This is a genomic window from Streptomyces sp. NPDC003697 (genome assembly GCF_053587115.1).
Window position 1 is genome coordinate 42,774 of record NZ_JBSFNN010000012.1, and the last position, 17,976, is coordinate 60,749.

General features: G+C 76.7%; 11 protein-coding genes. 8 read left to right on the forward strand and 3 right to left on the reverse strand.

Features of this window, described 5'->3' with window-relative positions:
- Window position 1: 1 nt before the first annotated feature.
- The 4 genes from ACWDNY_RS07370 (at window position 2) to ACWDNY_RS07385 (ending at window position 7,025) form a co-directional block, all read left to right on the forward strand.
- Window positions 2-2,602, forward strand: a complete 2,601-nt coding sequence (locus tag ACWDNY_RS07370) for a tetratricopeptide repeat protein (protein WP_451644752.1) — start codon at window positions 2-4, stop codon at window positions 2,600-2,602.
- Window positions 2,603-2,605: 3 nt separating this feature from the next.
- On the forward strand, window positions 2,606-4,066 hold the full coding sequence (locus ACWDNY_RS07375; RefSeq protein WP_451644753.1) for a protein phosphatase 2C domain-containing protein: 1,461 nt from the start codon (window positions 2,606-2,608) through the stop codon (window positions 4,064-4,066).
- A gap of 178 nt (window positions 4,067-4,244) precedes the next feature.
- Window positions 4,245-5,621 carry a vWA domain-containing protein gene (locus tag ACWDNY_RS07380; protein WP_451644754.1) on the forward strand — a complete coding sequence of 459 codons (1,377 nt, stop codon included), beginning with the start codon at window positions 4,245-4,247 and terminating at the stop codon, window positions 5,619-5,621.
- A gap of 105 nt (window positions 5,622-5,726) precedes the next feature.
- Window positions 5,727-7,025, forward strand: coding sequence for an FHA domain-containing protein (locus ACWDNY_RS07385; RefSeq protein ID WP_451644755.1), 1,299 nt, complete (start codon window positions 5,727-5,729; stop codon window positions 7,023-7,025).
- Window positions 7,026-7,376: 351 nt separating this feature from the next.
- Here ACWDNY_RS07385 and ACWDNY_RS07390 read toward each other — a convergent pair whose 3' ends face one another.
- Window positions 7,377-8,363 carry a methyltransferase domain-containing protein gene (locus ACWDNY_RS07390; RefSeq protein WP_451644756.1) on the reverse strand — a complete coding sequence of 329 codons (987 nt, stop codon included), beginning with the start codon at window positions 8,361-8,363 and terminating at the stop codon, window positions 7,377-7,379.
- A gap of 164 nt (window positions 8,364-8,527) precedes the next feature.
- On the opposite strand from ACWDNY_RS07390, the gene ACWDNY_RS07395 reads away from it, so the two are divergent.
- The 4 genes from ACWDNY_RS07395 (at window position 8,528) to ACWDNY_RS07410 (ending at window position 16,651) form a co-directional block, all read left to right on the forward strand.
- Window positions 8,528-8,932, forward strand: coding sequence for a globin (locus ACWDNY_RS07395; RefSeq protein ID WP_451644757.1), 405 nt, complete (start codon window positions 8,528-8,530; stop codon window positions 8,930-8,932).
- Window positions 8,933-9,294: 362 nt separating this feature from the next.
- Window positions 9,295-12,582 (forward strand): FtsX-like permease family protein, encoded by a 3,288-nt coding sequence (locus ACWDNY_RS07400; RefSeq protein ID WP_451644758.1) that lies wholly within the window; start codon window positions 9,295-9,297, stop codon window positions 12,580-12,582.
- Window position 12,583: 1 nt separating this feature from the next.
- Complete coding sequence (locus ACWDNY_RS07405) at window positions 12,584-15,331, forward strand: FtsX-like permease family protein (RefSeq protein WP_451644805.1); 2,748 nt, start codon at window positions 12,584-12,586, stop codon at window positions 15,329-15,331.
- 324 nt (window positions 15,332-15,655) lie between these two features.
- The gene (locus ACWDNY_RS07410) at window positions 15,656-16,651 is read left to right on the forward strand and encodes an ABC transporter ATP-binding protein (protein ID WP_451644759.1); all 996 of its coding nucleotides are present in this window, start codon (window positions 15,656-15,658) and stop codon (window positions 16,649-16,651) included.
- 199 nt (window positions 16,652-16,850) lie between these two features.
- Here the strand turns inward: ACWDNY_RS07410 and ACWDNY_RS07415 are convergent, their stop codons facing one another.
- Together ACWDNY_RS07415 and ACWDNY_RS07420 are read right to left on the reverse strand one after the other, a co-directional pair.
- Window positions 16,851-17,534 (reverse strand): hypothetical protein, encoded by a 684-nt coding sequence (locus ACWDNY_RS07415; protein ID WP_451644760.1) that lies wholly within the window; start codon window positions 17,532-17,534, stop codon window positions 16,851-16,853.
- The gene (locus ACWDNY_RS07420; protein ID WP_451644761.1) at window positions 17,531-17,974 is read right to left on the reverse strand and encodes an acyl-CoA thioesterase; all 444 of its coding nucleotides are present in this window, start codon (window positions 17,972-17,974) and stop codon (window positions 17,531-17,533) included. Before ACWDNY_RS07420 ends, ACWDNY_RS07415 begins: the two co-directional genes overlap by 4 nt.
- Window positions 17,975-17,976 lie beyond the last annotated feature (2 nt).

Consider the following 17,976-nt stretch of genomic DNA (forward strand, 5'->3'; position numbering starts at 1 on the left):
GATGGGTCAGGCGGGAGAGAGCTGTCAGCGGCCCGGCTGCGACGGGTCGTACGAGGACGTGGGCGGCGGCGAGTTGTACTGCGGCACCTGCGGCCTTGCCCCGGTGCTCGCCCCGGACGGGACGGTGGGCCCGCAGCCCACCGGTGTCACCGCGGGCGACGGGGGCCCGGCGGGCGGCGGAAGTCCGGCGGGCGACGGGGGCCTGGTGGGCGGCGGTGCGGACTCCGGGGTGCGCACCGTCCGCTCCTCCTCCGGCACGTCCTCGCAGTCGTCGAGGTCGCGCCGCTCGGTTTCGGGCCGGCTCTCGCGGTCCGTGCCGGGCCGCGGTACCGGCCGCTCGGTGTCGGTGCGCGGCTCCGGCTCGGCCGGCGACTCCTCCGGCCGCGGTCGGCTGGGCGCCGGGCTGGTGCGGGTGCCGCAGGTGCCGCGGCCCGATCCGCGGTCGATGGTGCTGGCCAACCCCGAGGTCCCCGAGCGGAAGCGGTTCTGCTCGCGCTCGGACTGCGGAGCCCCGGTGGGGCGCGCCCGCGGCGACCGGCCGGGCCGCACGGAGGGCTTCTGCACCAAGTGCGGGCACCCGTACTCGTTCGTGCCCAAGCTGAGGTCCGGCGACGTCGTCCACGGCCAGTACGAGGTGGCGGGCTGTCTGGCGCACGGCGGCCTGGGCTGGATCTACCTCGCCGTGGACCGCGCGGTCTCCGACCGGTGGGTGGTCCTGAAGGGCCTGCTGGACACCGGCGACGAGGACGCGATGGCGGCCGCGATCTCCGAGCGTCGCTTCCTCGCGGAGATCGAGCACGCCAACATCGTGCGGATCTACAACTTCGTGGAGCACCTGGACCAGCGCACCGGCTCCCTCGACGGCTACATCGTGATGGAGTACGTCGGCGGCAGGTCGCTGAAGGAGATCGCCAACTCCCGCCGCACGCCGGACGGCAGGCGTGACCCGCTGCCGGTGGAGCAGGCGTGCGCGTACGGCATCGAGGCGCTGGAGGCCCTCGGCCACCTGCACAGCCGCAACCTGCTGTACTGCGACTTCAAGGTCGACAACGCGATCCAGACCGAGGACCAGCTCAAGCTGATCGACATGGGCGCGGTGCGCCGGATCGACGACGAGGAGTCGGCCATCTACGGCACGGTCGGCTACCAGGCGCCGGAGGTAGCGGAGGTCGGCCCGTCGGTGGCCTCCGACCTGTACACGGTCGGCCGTACGCTCGCCGTGCTGAGCTTCGACTTCCAGGGCTACACGAACGTCTACGCGGACCGCCTGCCCGACCCGGACACCATCGAGGTCCTCAGCCGGTACGAGTCCTTCTACCGGCTCCTGGTGCGCGCCACCGACCCCGATCCGGCCCGCCGGTTCGCCTCCGCGCAGGAGATGGCGGAGCAGCTGACGGGAGTGCTCCGGGAGGTCGTGTCCCTGCGGACGGGACAGGCGCGGCCGGCGCTGTCGACGCTGTTCGGGCCCGAACCGAGAGTGGCCGACACGGAGTTGTTCCCGGCGCTGGACGGCGACGTGTCGCGGCTGGGGGCGCGGGCGCCGCGCGGGCGCCGGCGCGCGGCCGTGGCCGCCGGGGCGGCCACGGGTGCGGTGGTCGCGGGCGCGGTGGCCGGGCTGCCGGACGGTACCGCGCCGGAGACCGGCGGCAGCGGCACGCCCGGCATCGTCAGACCCGTCGACGCCCCGGCCGCGGCCCTCGCCCTGCCGGTGCCGCACGTCGACCCCTCCGACCCGAACGCGGGTTTCCTCGCGGGGCTGTTGGCGTCCTCACCGGCCGAGCTGGCGGGGGCGCTGGCGGCGGCCCCGTCGCCGTCGGCCGAGACACGGCTGCGCCAGGTCCGCGCCCGGCTGGAGAACGGCGAGCCGGCCGCCGCGCTGAAGGCGCTGCGGAGCCTGGAGGAGGACGACCCCGGCGACTGGCGGGTCGTCTGGTACCGCGGGCTGACCGCCCTCGTCACCGGCGACCACGAGGACGCGGCCGTCGCCTTCGACGCGATCTACGACGCCTTCCCCGGCGAGATCGCCCCGAAGCTGGCGCTCGGCCTGTGCGCGGAGGTGCTCGGGCAGCTCGACAACGCCGCCGAGTACTACCGCCTGGTGTGGTCGGCCGACCCCAGTCACGTCAGCGCCGCCTGGGGCCTCGCCCGCGTCCAGCTCGCGGCCGGTGACCGGCGCGGGGCCGTGCGGACCCTGGAGTCGGTGCCGGAGTCCTCCATCCACTACACGGCCGCACGCGTGGCGGCCGTGCGGGCGCGGCTGCGCCACCGCTCGGCGGCCGCGTCCGACACGCCGTTCCTGGACGACCTGACCGCCGCCGCCCGGCAGGTCGAGGCGCTGCGGGCGTACGGTTTGGACCCGGCGCGCCGCGAGCAGTTGTCGGCGGAAGTCCTCGGCTCGGCCCTGGACTGGGTACTCTCCGGGGGCCGGGACTCCGCCCCGGCCGGCCGGCGGGTACTGCTCGGCAGCGATCTGGACGAGCGGGGACTCCGCTTCGGCCTGGAGCGCGCGTACCGCACGCTGGCCCGGCTGGCGACCGGCGGTGAGGAGAGGATCGACCTGGTGGAACGTGCCAACCGTTACCGCCCCCGGACATGGGTGTAGTTGATGTCGCAGATGCCCCAGCAGGCCGCCTGGTCGACGTGCCCGAGCTGCCAGGAGCCGCTCGAGCCGGGTGACCGTTTCTGCGGTGCGTGCGGACACGAGCTGTCCGCGACCGCCTCGCCACCCGGCGACACGCCGACGCTCACCATGAACGGCCAGGTGCCCCGCCCGGCGGCGCCGGCCGGGCCGGCCGAAGACGCCGAGGGCCCGGCCTGGCCGGTCGCACCGCAGTCCGACAGCTCCGGGAACCCGGGCCGGACGCACCTGCCGACCGACCTGCCGGACACGGACTCGGGCGGCTCCCCGCTGCCCCCGGAGGTCCCCGCGGCGCCGGAGGCCGCGCCGCCGCCGGAGGCCCCGCAGGTGCCGGCGCCCGGTTCCCCGCCGGGCCCGGGCGCCGCCCCGGGGGTGCGGTTCGACCGCCGGCCGGAGCCGGACGAGTACCCGCTGCAGGCACCGGACCCGCGCGCGGCCGCGGCCGCGGCCGGCGCGGAAGGCGCGGCCGGCGCGCAGGGCGGGGCCGGCGCGCAGGGCGGGGCCGGCGCGGCTCCCGGCGTGTGCGTGGCCTGCCGGGCGGGCCGGGTCGACACCGACGGCTACTGCGAGAACTGCGGGCACGCCCAGCCCCGCGAGCGCGACCACATGGAGCAGGATGCGGGACCGGTCGCCGCGGTCAGCGACCGGGGCCTGCGCCACCACCGCAACGAGGACGCGTTCGCCGTCGGCACCACCGCGCTGCCCGACGGCTCCCCGGCGACCGTGGCGATCGTCTGTGACGGCGTGTCGTCGGCGACCCGCCCGGACGAGGCCTCGCTCGCGGCGTCGCGGGCGGCGAGCGAGAGCCTGCTGGCCGCCCTGCCCCGCGGCGCGCACCCGCAGCAGGCGATGCACGACGCCATCGTCGCGGCCGCGCACGCGGTCAACGCGCTGGCCGAGGAGCCCGCGACGGCCCGCGAGCACACCCCGCACCAGAACGCGCCCGCCTGCACGCTCGTCGCCGCCGTCGTCACCGCCGGCCTGCTCGTGGTCGGCTGGGTCGGCGACAGCCGCGCCTACTGGGTGCCGGTGGACCGCGACGCGCCCGCGGCCCGGCTCACCGAGGACGACTCCTGGGCCGCGCAGATGGTCGCCGCGGGCCTGATGAGCGAGGCCGAGGCCTACGCCGACGAACGCGCGCACGCGATCACCGGCTGGCTCGGCGCGGACGCCTACGAACTGGAGCCCCACACCGCCGCGTTCAAGCCGGACCGGCCGGGTGTCGTGGTGGTCTGCACGGACGGGCTGTGGAACTACGCGGAGACGGCCGGGGAGATGACCGAGGTCCTCCCCCTCGACGCCGCTGCGCGCCCCCTGCACAGCGCCCGGGTGCTGGTCGGTCACGCCCTGGACGGCGGGGGCCACGACAACGTAACAGTGGCCGTCCTGCCGTTCCCCGCCCCGCCGCAGGGGGCAGGATCGGCCTGAGAGCCGTACGCCGGGCCGCACCGCGGGGAGCCGCGGCCCGGCGCTCACCAGGGGGCAGGTCCCCGGCAGGGGGCCGGGGAAAGCGGTCACGGGGAGGCGCCAAGAGGCCGGAGGGGACCGGTCCGTGTCGATACGTCGTCCCCGTTCGCGGGGCTCAGAGGGGGGATCTGAGAAGGCCATGGCCAATTTCACGAAGTCGAACGACCCGCGGTTCTCGGTGGACGTGTACCAGAACGAGTACCTGCCGGAGGGCGGCCGCGAGGTCAACGCCGTCATCACGGTGACCGCGACCGGCGGCGGCGCCCTGGGCGGCGCGGCCGCCGCACCGCACGCGTACGCACCCGGCCGGGGGCCGTCCGCCGCCGTGGCGCTCATGGTCGACTGCTCGGGTTCGATGGACTACCCGCCGGCGAAGATGCGCAACGCGCGCGACGCCACGGCAGCCGCCATCGACACCCTGCGGGACGGTGTGCACTTCGCGGTCATCGGCGGCACGCACGTGGCCACGGAGGTCTACCCCGGCGGCGGGCGGCTCGCCGTCGCCGGCACCACCACCCGCGCACAGGCCAAGCAGGCGCTGCGCAGGCTGAGCGCGGGCGGCGGCACGGCCATCGGCACCTGGCTCCGGCTGGCCGACCGGCTGCTGTCGCCGGCGGACGCCGCCATCCGGCACGGCATCCTGCTCACCGACGGCCGCAACGAGCACGAGTCGGCGGAGGACCTCAGGGCCACGCTCGACGCCTGCGCCGGGCGCTTCACCTGCGACGCCCGCGGCGTGGGTACCGACTGGGAGGTGAGAGAGGTCACAGCGGTCGCCTCCGCGCTGTTCGGCACCGCCGACATCGTCGCCGACCCGGCGGGCCTGGCCGCCGACTTCACGCGGATGATGGAGACGGCGATGGGCAAGGAGGTCGCGGACGTCGCCCTGCGGGTGTGGACGCCGGTCGGTGCAGGCATCAGGTTCCTCAAGCAGGTCGCGCCGACGATGGAGGAGCTGACCGGCCGCCGCGTCGACGCGGGCCCACGGGCGGGCGACTACCCCACCGGATCGTGGGGCGACGAGTCCCGCGACTACCACCTGTGCGTGGAGGTCCCCGCCGCGGACGTCGGGCGGGAGATGCTCGCCGCCCGCGTCTCCGTGGTCGTGCCGCAGCGCGCAGGCGCCTCCCCCGGGGCCGGCGGCGGGGACGGCGGCGTGCGGAACCTCGGCGCACAGGGCCTGGTGCGCGCCGTGTGGACCGACGACGTGGCCGCCTCCACCTCGATCAACCCCCAGGTCGCCCACTACACCGGCCAGGCCGAACTGGCACAGGCCATCCAGCAGGGGATGGAACTGCGCAAAGCGGGAGACATCGACGGCGCGACGGCCCGACTGGGCCGGGCGGTCCAGCTGGCCGGCGCCTCGGGCAACGCGGACACTGCGAAACTGCTTGCGAAGGTGGTGGACGTGGTCGACGCCGCGGCAGGTACTGTGCGACTCAAGGCGAAGGTCGCGGAGGCCGACGAGATGACTCTCGAAACCCGGTCGACGAAGACCGTTCGTGTGAAGAAGTGACGCGGTGGCCGTACGACACGCCACCGGCCCACAGCGAGCCTGACCCCCTCGGGGTCGGAGAAATCCGGTCGAAGCGGCCGGAAGAGGAAAGGGGGAAGCGCCGACATGCCGACATGCCCGAACGGACACCAGTCGGGTTCCGACGATTGGTGCGAGGTGTGCGGTCACCGCATGGCCGGTGCCGTGCCTCCGCTCCCCCCGCCGCCCCCGGCGGGCGGCTACGGCTTTCCGCCGGCGCCCGGCCCGGCCGACGGATCCGGCCGTCCCGGCGGCCACGGCCGCCCCGGGGGCGCCGGGGGGCACCCGCACCCGTCCTCCGGACCGGAACCCGAGCTCTGCCCGCAGTGCCGCACGCCCCGCGAGGGCGGAGCGCCGTTCTGCGAGGAGTGCCGGTGGAACTTCCTCACCAACACGGCGACCTCCTACACCCCGGCCGCGCCGCGCCCGCCGGCGTCCGGCCAGGCCCCCCGCTTCCCGCAGCCGCCCGGCCCGGCCTTCGGCAACGACTCCTACGAGTACCAGGGCTCCCGGCCCTCGCAGGTGAACCGGCCCGCCGAGCCGATCCCGCCGGGCCCGCCCTTCGGCGGCGAGCCCTCGGGCCGCGCCGGGGCGCCGGGCCCCTCGGGCTTCGGCGGCGGTCCCGGCCCCTCCGGCTTTGGTCCCGACCCGTCGCGGCCGGGTCCCCCGCCGGGCGGCCCGGGTGCCACCGGGGGCGCTCCGCAGGCCTTCCAGCAGGCCGGCCCGCCGGCCCCGCCCGCCTTCCCGCAGGAGACCGGCCGGCCGCAGCAGGGCGGCTCCCCCTTCGGCGACGACGACTGGGTGATCTCCCCGCCGTCGTCGGGCGGCCGGGGCGGCTACGGCCACCCGCAGCCCGGCTCCACCCAGGCCCCGCCCGGTCCGGGCGGGGGCCGCGGCGGGTACGGCTACCCGCAGCCCGGCTCCCCGCAGGCCCCGTCCGGCCCCGGCTTCCCGCAGCAGCCGCAGCAGCCGGCCGTCTGGACGGCGACGATCGGACCGGACCGCGAGTACTTCATGGCGATGATGCAGCGTTCCGGCCCCGAGGCGGCGGGCCTCAACCTGCCCGCGTACTCGCCCGAGCAGCAGCGGACGCTCACCGGCAACCAGGTCACCATCGGCCGCCGCCGGCACTCCACCGGCGACACCCCGGACATCGACCTGTCGGTGCCGCCGGAGGACCCGGGCGTCTCGCACCAGCACGCGGTCCTGGTCCAGCAGCCGGACGGCAGCTGGGCGGTCGTCGACCAGAACTCGACGAACGGCACCACGGTCAACGGCTCCGACGAGCCGATCCAGCCGTTCGTGCCGGTGCCGCTCCGGGACGGCGACCGCGTGCACGTGGGCGCCTGGACGACGATCACGGTCCGGCAGGGCCACGGCGGCTGACCGGGCGGCGCGGGCCCCCGGGCCGTCTCGCCGGTGACCGGCCCGCGGGCCGGTCACCGGTGCCGGCAAGCCGGCCGGTTCGTCGCCGCGACCATGCGAGCCGGCCCGTCGGCGCAATGACGTGAGCCCATCCGTCGGCGTGGCGACGGGGGCCGAGCCGGCACGGCCCGCCCGGCCCTGGCGGGCCGCCTCTTCGGGGCATCGCTTCCGCAGTCGTCGCCCGGAGCTCAGGCGGCGGGCGGTCAGGGCACCGGGCCGGGTGCCGGCGTTCCACGACCTACGGCCCCGGTTCCGGTCCACGGCCCCCTGGGCAGCGCCTCGCCGCAGCGCACGGGCGGCCCCGCCCCACGGTCACTCCGGCAGCGGCCAGGTGTGGGGTCCCTCGGGGTCGTCCAGCCACGCCCACGCGCGTCCGCCGCCGACCGTGATCCCGTACCGCGTACGCGCCGGGCGGCCCTCGCTCTCCCACAGGGCGTGGGCCCGCGTCGCGTCGAGCCGGCCGCGGGTCAGGGCCAGCAGGAAACGGAACAGCTCGTGCTCCCGTGCGCCCTGCGGCAGCCCGGCCGGCTGGACCGCCGGCAGGTCGGGCCTGCCCTCGCCGCGCAGCGGCACGAAGTGGGCGGGCGTGTCCAGGAAGCCGCCCTCGGCGTGCGCGGTGTCCCGGACCGTGAGCAGGGCCAGCCCGGTGGCGATCGGCATCAGGATCCGGGCGCCGGGGGCGCACTGGGCGAGCCAGGCGCGCGGGACCGAGGTCACCGCGCAGGTGGCGACGACACGGTCGAAGGGCGCGCGTTCGGGCACCCCGCGGGCACCGTCGCCGGTGACGACGACCGGGCGGTGCCCGGCCGCAGCCAGGTGCCGGCGCGCCGACTCGGTGATCTCCGGGTCGAGGTCGACCGTGGTGACGAGGCCGTCGTCGCCGAGCCGGTGGGCGAGCAGGGCCGCGTTGTAGCCGGTGCCCGTGCCGATCTCCAGGACCCGGTTGCCGTCCTCCACCCGCAGCGCGGCCAGCATCCTCGCCATGAGCGACGGCTGGCTGCTGGCGGAGATCTGTTCGCCGTCGCGCAGCCGGGTGGCCAGCGGCGCGTCCGTGTAGGCACCGCGCAGCCAGCGCTCGCGCGCCTGCGGGTCCGGGCTCTCTCCCCACCGCCGCTCGTAGCCGCCGCGCACGCCGACGTAGTAGTACGGCACGAAGAGGTGGCGCGGCACCGTCGCGAAGGCCTCCCGCCATCCCGGGTCGGCCGCCCAGGCCCCGCTCGCCTCGATCTCCCGGACCAGGTCCGCCCGCGCCGCGGCGGCGAGGCCGGTCTGCTCCCTGTCGGCTGCCTGCGTACCCATGGGTCCACTGTGCTGCGGGAAGCCCTCCGAGGCGAGCACCGGCCGCGGGTCGCCGGTGCCGGGTCACGGTGGCGGGTCACCGTGACGGGTCACCGGCGGGAGACGGCGGGAGCGGCTGGTCCTGGCCCCGGGGCCTCCGTCCGGCCGTCTGAGACCATGGACGGGTGAATGAGATTCCGCGCGGCACGCTGCAGGAGCAGACCTTCTACGAGCAGGTCGGCGGGGAGGAGACCTTCCGCCGGCTCGTCCACCGTTTCTACCGGGGAGTCGCCGGTGATCCCGAGCTGCGGGCCATGTACCCCGAGGAGGACCTCGGCCCGGCCGAGGAGCGGCTCAGGCTGTTCCTGATCCAGTACTGGGGTGGCCCCACCACCTACAGCGAGCGGCGCGGCCATCCGCGGCTGCGCATGCGGCACGCTCCTTTCAAGGTCGACCGTTCGGCGCACGACGCGTGGCTGCGGCACATGCGGGTCGCCGTCGACGAGCTCGGCCTGCCGGAGGAGCACGAGCGGACGCTGTGGAAGTACCTGACGTACGCGGCCGCGTCGATGGTGAACACCCCGGACTGACGCCGCGCGCCGCGCCGCCCGCGCCGCCCACCCCGATGGGCGGCGGCACCGGGCCGGACGGCGGACCGAGGGCTGTCCCGCAATCCCGGGCGAGCGCACGACGGCAGCCACGGCACCTCGCCGTGTTGCCGGATCGCCCGAATACGCCCAGTGTGAGGGCGACCTTCCGCCGTGCGACGCACCGCATCCGACGCCGCGCGCTGATCCACCGCGGATTACGGACAGCCCTCGGTTCACGCATTCCGATCACCAGGTTCCGGATGACGATCACAATCCGGTCAAGCTCGGTACACCGGCGCTTACCCCGGCCCGGTCCCCTCTGACAGCATCGCCGGGAGGTCTGGGCAACGGCGGGGGGCCGAGTGACGGGGAACGCGGGTTTCGTCCTGTCGCGTGCGCGGGCGCACCGCCTGCTCCTCGCCGCCGTACTGCTCTCCGTCCTGCTGACCACGGCCGTCCTGGCGACGCTGACCGCGTACTCCGGCGCGATCGGGGACGCGGCGCTGCGCCACTCCCTGAGCGACCCGCGCAACGCGGCCGACGCCACCCTGATCGTGAAGGCGGACGTGCCGCGCGCCGGCCGTGCGGCCGCCGACGCCGCCGTACGGAAGGAGGGCCGCGCGGCCTTCGACGGGCTGCCGGTGACCGTGCGGACGCTGCTGCGGTCCGGCCCCTACGCCCTCCCCCGCTCCCCCCGGTCCTCCCCTGCGGGCGGCGCCGCGGCGGACCCGGACCTGACGTACCTCGCGGCCCTGGACCGCGCCCAGGTGCGGATCGCCGCGGGACGCATGCCCGGCCGGGGCACGGGCGACCTCGAGGTCGCGCTGCCGGAGACCGCCGCCGGGCGGCTGGGGCTGCGCCCCGGGTCCCGGCTCACCCTCACCGACCGGCTCGGCGGCTCCCCGGCCCACGTCCGGGTCACCGGTCTGTACCGGCCCGTCGACGCGGAGGCGCCGTACTGGCGGCTGGACCCCCTCGACGGCCGCGGGATCCGCAAGGTCGACTTCACCATGTACGGCCCGATGCTCACCGATCCCGGCGTGCTGGCCGGCGGGGCGGTCAGCGAGGGGCAGTCGGCGTGGCAGGTGTCGGCCGACTTCTCCGCGCTGACCACGGGGCGGATCGACGCGCTGCGGGACGCGGTCCGCGCGGGCGGCACCTCCCTGGGCTCGGCGGACGCGCTGGGCGGCGCGCCGGTCGTCACCACCGCGCTGCCCGACGTGCTCGACCGCATCGACCGCTCCCTGTTCGTGTCCCGTTCGACCCTGCTGATCGCCGCGCTCCAGCTCGCGCTGCTCGCCGGCTGTGCCCTGCTGCTCGTGGCCCGGCTGCTGAGCACCGAACGCGCCCCGGAGACCAGGCTGCTGCTGGCCCGCGGCGGCTCCCGCGCCCGGGTCGCGGGCCTCGCCGCCGCGGAGGCGCTGCTGCTGGCCGTGCCGTCGGTGGTCTGCGCGCCGCTGCTGGCCGGGCCGCTGACGCGGCTGCTGGCCGAGCAGGGCGCCCTGGCCCGGATCGGGCTGCGCCCGGAGACCTCGGCGCTCGGCCGGCCCGGGGTGTGGCTGGTGGCGGTGGGCGTGGCGCTCGGCTGCGCGTCGGCGGTGACGCTGCCCGTGCTGACGTCGTCGTTCACCGCCGGGCGCACCCGGACGCTGCCGGCGCCGCTCCGCGCGGGCGCGGACCTCGGACTGCTGGCGGTCGCGGCCGTCGCCTACTGGCGGCTGGACAGCCAGCCCTCGGGCGCGGCCGGCGACGGCGCCCTCGGCGTCGACCCGCTGGTCGTCGTCGCGCCCGCGCTCGCCCTGCTGGCCGGGACGGTGCTGACGCTGCGGCTGCTGCCGCCGGTGGCCCGGCTCGCCGAGCGCCGCGCGGCCCGGGGCCGCGGGCTGCCCGCCGCGCTCGCGGGCTGGCAGTTCGGGCGCCGCCCGATGCGGGGAGCCGGTCCGGTGCTGCTGCTCGTGCTCGCCGTCGCGCTGGGCATACTGGCGATCGGCCAGGGCGCCTCCTGGGACCGGTCCCAGGACGACCAGGCCGACTTCCGGGCCGGGACGCCGGTGCGCGTGCTGGCCGCCGGGGAGGGCGACCTCGGCCGCACGGAGCAGTACGCGGCCGTCCCGGACGTCCGCGCGGTCGCCCCCGCCGTCCGTACGGCGCTCCAGCTGTCCGGCGACCGCACGGCGAGCGTGCTGGCGGTCGACACCGCGCACGCGGCGGACGCCGTGCTGATGCGGTCCGACCTGGCGCCCGCAGCCGCCCGTCCGCTCGGCGAGGGACTGGCGCCGAAGGGAGTGACCGCAGGGGCCGGCGTCCCCTCGGGCACCGTCCGGTTGCGACTGACGGCGGCCGTCCAGGGCGCGGCCACAGGCACGACGGCGGACACGGCGCTCACCCTGGAGGACCGCTACGGCACCCCCTACCGCCTGCCGGCCGGCCGGCTCAGCGCCGACGGCCGCGCCCACACCCTCCCCGTCCCCCTTCCCCCGTCCGCCGGACCGCTCACCCTCACCGCCCTGGACCTGACCCTGATCCAGCCCGTCGGCAGCGCGGAGCGGCACCGCCTGGCCATCACGCGGCTGACCGCCACGGACGCCCACGGGACAGCGCGGCAGCTCGCCCTGCCCACCGCCTGGAAGGCCACGTCCAGCAGCAGCGACCCCCTCTCCTCGCCGGACCGGACCACCCGCCCGGTCCCGCCGCCGCGCGTGACGTCGTCCCGGCCGCTGACCGTCGCCTACGGCACGGGGTACGTGCCGGCCGAGGAGAGCTCCCTCGTCGCGGCGCTGACCGTACGGCTCCAGGTTCCCCAGCCCGCGGTGCCCGCGATCACGGCCGTGGCCACCGACCGGTTCCTGACCTCGGCGGGCGCCCGCGTCGGACAGCGCGTGGAGGTGATCCTCGGCGGGCGGAACCTTCCCGTGCGCATCGTGCGCGCCGTGCGCGAACTGCCGACCGCGGGCGGCGCCGACGGCCCGGCCGCCACCGGGTCCGCCGGGCCGGACGGGGGCGGGTCGGACGGCGGGGCCCTGCTGGTCGACCTGCGGTCGGTGAACCGGGCACTGCAGGCGCGCTACGGCGAGAGCGTCGCACCCACCGAGTGGTGGCTGCGCACGGGTCCGGGCACCGCCCCGAAGGTCGCGGCGGCCCTGCGCGCCCTGCCCGACCTTGATCCGACGCAGGTGGTGGTGCGCGACGAGATCGCCGCGCAGCTGCGCAACGACCCGTTCGGCGCCGGCGCCGCCGCCGCGTTCGCCGCGGCTGCCGTGGTGGCCGCCGCGCTGGCCGCGGTGGGCTTCGCGGTGAGCGCGGCGGGGTCGCTGCGGGAGCGGGACGCCGAGTTCGCCGTGCTGCGCGCCCTGGGCGCCCCGCGGCGCCGGCTGGCCCGCACGATCGCCGCCGAGCAGGGGGTGCTCGTCACCCTGGCGCTGATGGTGGGCGTCGCCCTGGGGACGGTGCTGACGCGGGCCGTCGTCCCGCTGATCGTGCTCACCGCACAGGCCACCAGACCGGTCCCCACGGTGCTCGTGGAACTGCCGGCCACGCGGGTGGCCGTGCTGCTGGCGGCCGTCGCCGTCGCCCCGCTCGCGGTCACGGCGGCGCTGATGTTCCGCCGCACCGACCCGGCGGCCTCGCTCCGCAATCGGGGAGGTGAATGAGGTGCGCCCCGTCGTCGCACCCTGGGTCCGTGTCCGCCTGCGCACCGCACCCGGCGCCGCCCTCGCCCTGGCGCTGCTGGTGGCGGTGACCGCGTGCCTGGCCGCCGCGTTCCCGCGGGCACTGGACCGGTACGAGGACGCCGGCCTGGTCCGCGCGGTCGACCGGGCCGGCGCGACGCGCACCACCGTGGGCCTGTACGCCCCGCAGCCCGATCCCCGGCTCCCGCGGCAGCATCGCGAACGGTCCCTGCGCCCCGACGTCCTGGGCCGGCAGTACACCGGCCTCCTCGGCGCGGTGGACCGGCCCCTCGTTGTCGACCCCGGCCAGTCCGCGTACGGCGTGATCACCCGGGAGAAGCTCGCCGTACCGGACCCGTTCATCCCGAGGCCCAGCGGTCTGCCCGCGCAGATGGTCCTGGCCGCGCAGAGCGACCTGGCCGGTCACGCCACGGTGCGCGCGGGCCGTCTGCCGCGGGCGCCCGGCACGGTGACCGCGACGGCCACCGACGTGGAGGCCGCCGTCACCGCGGAGACCGCCCGGCGCCTGCACATCGGGGTGGGGTCGGTGATCCATGTGCCGGCGGCGGTCCACCCCTCCCTCGCCGTCCACGTCACCGGCATCCTCGACCCACGCGTTCCCCAGGGCTCCTACTGGGCCGCCGAACCCGTCCTGCGCACGCCGTTCCTGGCGCGCCTGCTCTCCTCGGACCCCGATCCGCCGAAGTACTGGGTCGGCGCCCTGCTGCTCGCCCCCGAGGCGGCCCCCGCCCTGCTGGGCACGGCCGGCAGCCCCGTCCGCTACTGGCACCTGGCACCCGACCCCGGCGCCCTGCACGCCCGCGACCTGCGAGGCCTGAAGTCCGCCGTCGCCGGGCTGGAGTCCGGACCGGGCCTGGAGCGGCTGCGCCGCCTCGTCCACCCGGACGCGGGGGCCGGCACGGACCTCGACGACGTCCTCCTCTCCTACGGTGCCCTCCGCGGCGGCATCGCCCCGCTGATCGCCGTCGCCGCCCTCGGCACCGCGACGGTCGCAGCGATCGTCCTGATGATGCTCGGCGGCCTCACCGCCGACCGCCGCCGCTCCGAACTCGCGCTGCTGCGCGCCCGCGGCGCCTCCCTGCGGGGGCTCACCGGCCGGCTGCTCGCCGAGACCGCGGTGGTCGCCGTCCCCGGGGGCGCGCTCGGTCTCGCGGCGGCCCTGCTCACCGTTCCCGAGGGCCGCCTCCCGTACGCGGTCGCGGCGGCCGCGGCGGTCACCGCCGTCGCCTGCGCCGCCCTTCCGCTGCGCGCGGCGGTCGCGCACCGTGCCGCCCGCCTCCACGCTGGGCGCGAGGACGCGGTGTCCGTACGTCCCTCCCGGCGCCGCATGGTCGTCGAGCTGACGCTGCTGATCCTGGCGGTGGGGGCCGTCGAGGCGCTGCGGCGGCGGGGCGTCGCGCCGGCCCCGGACGCCTCCCGGACCTCCGGTGACCAGCTGGTGGCCCTGGCGCCGGTGCTGGTCGGGGTGATCGCGGCACTGCTCCTGGTCCGCCTGTATCCGCTGCCACTGCGCCGGCTGGCACGCCCGGCCGGACGGCTGCGCGGACTGGTGGCCCACCTGTCGCTGGCCCGCGCGGGCCGTACGTCCGTCTCCGCGGTGCTGCCCCTGCTGGCGCTGCTGACCGCGCTCACCACCGCGGCCTTCGGCGGTTCGGTCCTGGCCGGGGTGAACGCGGCCCGCGACGAGGCGGCGGTGCGTGCCATCGGAGCGGACGCCCGCGTGGAGGGGATCACCGAACTGCCGGCCGGACTGCCCGGCAAGGTCCGCCGGACGCGGGGCGTGCGGCAGGTCACCGAGCTGAGCATCGCCTACCAGGCGCGGCCGGAAGAGGGCGAGAGACCGCTGCCGCTCGCGGGCGTGGACCCCGTCGGCTACGCGGCCCTCGCCGCGCGCACCGGTCTCGGGCCCTTCCCGCGCGGCGAACTCCAACGGCCGGCCGGTGGCACCCCGCTCCCGGCACTGGCGTCCCCGGCGGTGGCCAGGATCTACGGATCACGCCCCTTCCCGGTCCGGCTGGGGGACGGCACCCTCGTCACCGTACGGATCGCCCTCGTCCGGGAGCGGACCCCCGCCGTGTCCGGCGCCGACTTCCTGGTCGTCGACCGGGCCGGGCTCAGCCGCGAGGCCGCCCTGCCGACCGCGTTGCTCGTCACCGGCCCGGGGGTGGACGCCGACGCCCTGCGCCGGACGGCGGGCGACGCCGCGGCCGTGCAGGTCCGGTCCGAGGAACGGGCCCAGTACGTCGGCTCGCCCCTGCAGTCCGGTGCCGAGCGCATCTACACGGCGGCGGTGGCGGCCGGTGCCGGCTACGCGGTGCTGGCCCTGCTGCTCGCCCTCCTGCGCGCCGCCCCGGAACGCGCCGCCCTGCTGGCCCGCCTGCGCACAATGGGGCTGACCCGCGCCCAGGGCCGCCGCCTGCTCGTCCTGGAGTCCCTGCCGCAGGCCGTCCTCGCCGCCGCCGGCGGCGTTCTGACCGGCTGGGCGACCGTCCGGCTGCTGTCCCCGGGCATCGACCTGACGGCGATCGCGCTGGCCTCGGCACAGGCGCAGGCGCCGGCCGGCACCGCCGAGCTGCGCACGGACCCGCTGTCCCTGGCGGTGCCGGCGCTCGCCGTGCTGCTCCTGACGGTGGGCGTCGCGGCCGGGCAGGCGTGGTGGACGGGACGACGCGGCTCGGTGCGGGAGCTGCGGGCCGGAGACGCCGGATGAGCGCGCGGGGGCCGCGCCCGGTGCGGACCGGCGGACACCGGGAGGAGGCCGACGTGTCCAGCCGAACGGGCCCGGCCCCGCGCACCACGGGCCGGGGCGCCCGGCCCCGCGCCATGGACCGGGGCGCCCGGCCCTCGGCCGCGGGCCGGCCGACGCCGGTTGCTGCGGAGGACCGGTCGGGGGGCGCCGGACGCCACGGAGGAGACCGACCGGCACCGGATGCCCCAGCACGGGCCGGCAGACACCGGACGCCCGTCATGGGCGGGCCGGAAGACAGCCGATGAACGGACGCGATCGCCGCAGCCGCCGCCCAGGAGAGTCACGATGACACCGTCGACAACCAGCCCCACCCTCGCCGACCTGGCCCGCAAGGCCACCGCGCATCGAGACCGGCCGGCCTACGGCCACGACGCGCTGATCAGCTGCGACCGCCTGGTCCGTGTCTTCTCCGCCGACGGGGTGGAGGTGCAGGCGCTGCAGGGCCTGGACCTCCTCGTTCGCGAGGGGGAACTCATGGCTCTGGTCGGCGCCTCGGGCAGCGGCAAGTCCACCCTCATGAACATCCTCGCCGGCCTGGACGCCCCCACCGCGGGCGCCGCCCGGGTCGCGGACAACGACCTGCTCGCCATGACCGCGAACGACCGTCTGCGCTACCGCCGCGAGGTCGTCGGCTTTGTCTGGCAGCAGACCTCCCGCAACCTGCTCCCCTATCTGACGGCCGCCCAGAACGTCGCCCTGCCGATGCAGCTGTCCGGCACCCGTGTCCGCCGCCGCGACCGCGCCGCACGCGCCCTGGAACTCCTGGACATGCTGCAGGTCGCCGACTGCCGGGACCACCGCCCGCACCAGATGTCCGGCGGCCAGCAGCAGCGCGTCGCGATCGCGGTGGCCCTCGCCAACGACCCCGCCGTGATCCTCGCCGACGAGCCCACCGGCGAACTCGACTCGCACACCGCGGAGCAGGTCTTCACCGCCTTCCGCACCGCCAACGAGCGTCTGGGCACCACCGTCGTCATCGTCACGCACGACCAGGCGGTGGCCGGTGAGGTGCGCCGTACGGTCGCCATCCGCGACGGCCGCACCTCCACGGAGGTGCTGCGCCGCAGCGAGGTCGACGCGGAGACCGGCCACGAGAGGATGGTCAGCCGCGAGTACGCCATGCTCGACCGCGCCGGCCGCCTGCAACTCCCCGCCGAGTACACCGAGGCCCTCGGCATGCGCGACCGCGTCGCCCTGGACCTCCAGCCGGACCACATCGCCGTCCGCCCGGACGACAGCCGGCACCCGGAGGACGGACAGGGAGGCAACGGAACCACCTGAGCAGGCGAACGCCCGTCCGCATGGCACACCGCGGGCCGGTGCCCTGCCCCCGAGCCCGCACGCGCCGCTCAACGCACGCCGACGCCGGCAGCCTCCCGAGCGCGCCGACGCCGCTCACCGCGGACCGGCGCCGCCCCCGAGCCGGCACGCGGCGCCGAACGGAGGCCTGCGCCCCGCCTCCCGAGCCCGCACGCGCCGCTCAGCGCACCCTGACGCCCAGCGCCCCGAGCCCCGCCCGCCGCACCGCGATCGAACCGTAGGGTGTCCGCAGCCGCAGCCAGGCACCCGAGGAGAACAGCCCCGGTTCGCCCTCTCCGGAGACCGGGGAGGGCCGGAGGAAACCCAGCGACTGCGCCGCGTGCACGGCCCGTACGGGCAGCGGTGTCGCTCCGACCGTCCGGGACCAGATCTCGCGCCCGATGCGGTCGAGTTCGGCGCGTGTCCGCGCCTCGGGGGCGAGCTGGGCCGTACGGGAGCGGAACTCGGCGACGGCGGTGGCCACCATGGCCCGCAGGGATTCCGTGGCCGGCAGTCCCGGCTCGGGCCGCCACCCGCCGCGCGGCGGCAGCACGCCCGCCCACGGCGGGCCGGTGACCGTGGCGGGGACGGCGGCCGTGGCCGCCTTCTCGTCCACCGACTCCAGGAGCTCGCCGGCGGACACGGTCGCGTCGAGGGTGACGTCGAGCCCGTTCTCGTAGGGCTTGGCGAGCCGGACCGCACGCACCGCCAGCACCTCGAAGGACGGCGGCCGCCCGAACACGGCGAGTGCCGTGCCCGCCGCCTGCAGCCGCACCGCGGCCGCACGGTCGTAGTGGAGCAGCCGGGAGAGGAAGGCGGCGAGGTCCGCCGCCTCCGTCTCGTCGGCGAGGTGGAGCTCCGTCATGCGGCGACGGCCTCCGACTCGTCCGTGTCCTCGGTGTCGTCCGTGTCGTCCGTGTCGTCCATGTAGTCCCGGAGGAACTTGCGCTCCTCCTCGGTGATGCGGCGCGGCCGCTGGGTGCCGAAGTCGAACGGCACGATCACCGTGGAGGCCCGCACGTAGACCTGGTCGCCGTCCTTGACCTCGTAGCCGAGGGTGAAGGACGCCGCCCTGATCTCCGTGACCCACAGCTCGACGTCCACTGGCTCGTGCCGGTGGACGAGCTGCCGCTTGTAGTCGATCTCGTGGCGCGCCACCACGGACCCCTGCTTGAAGTCCTTGTCCGGGCGGAACAGGAAGTCGATACGGGCCTCCTCGAGGTAGCGGAGGAAGACCACGTTGTTGACGTGGCCGTACGCGTCCATGTCCGCCCAGCGCAGCGGGCAGCGGTAGGTGTGCCGCAAGA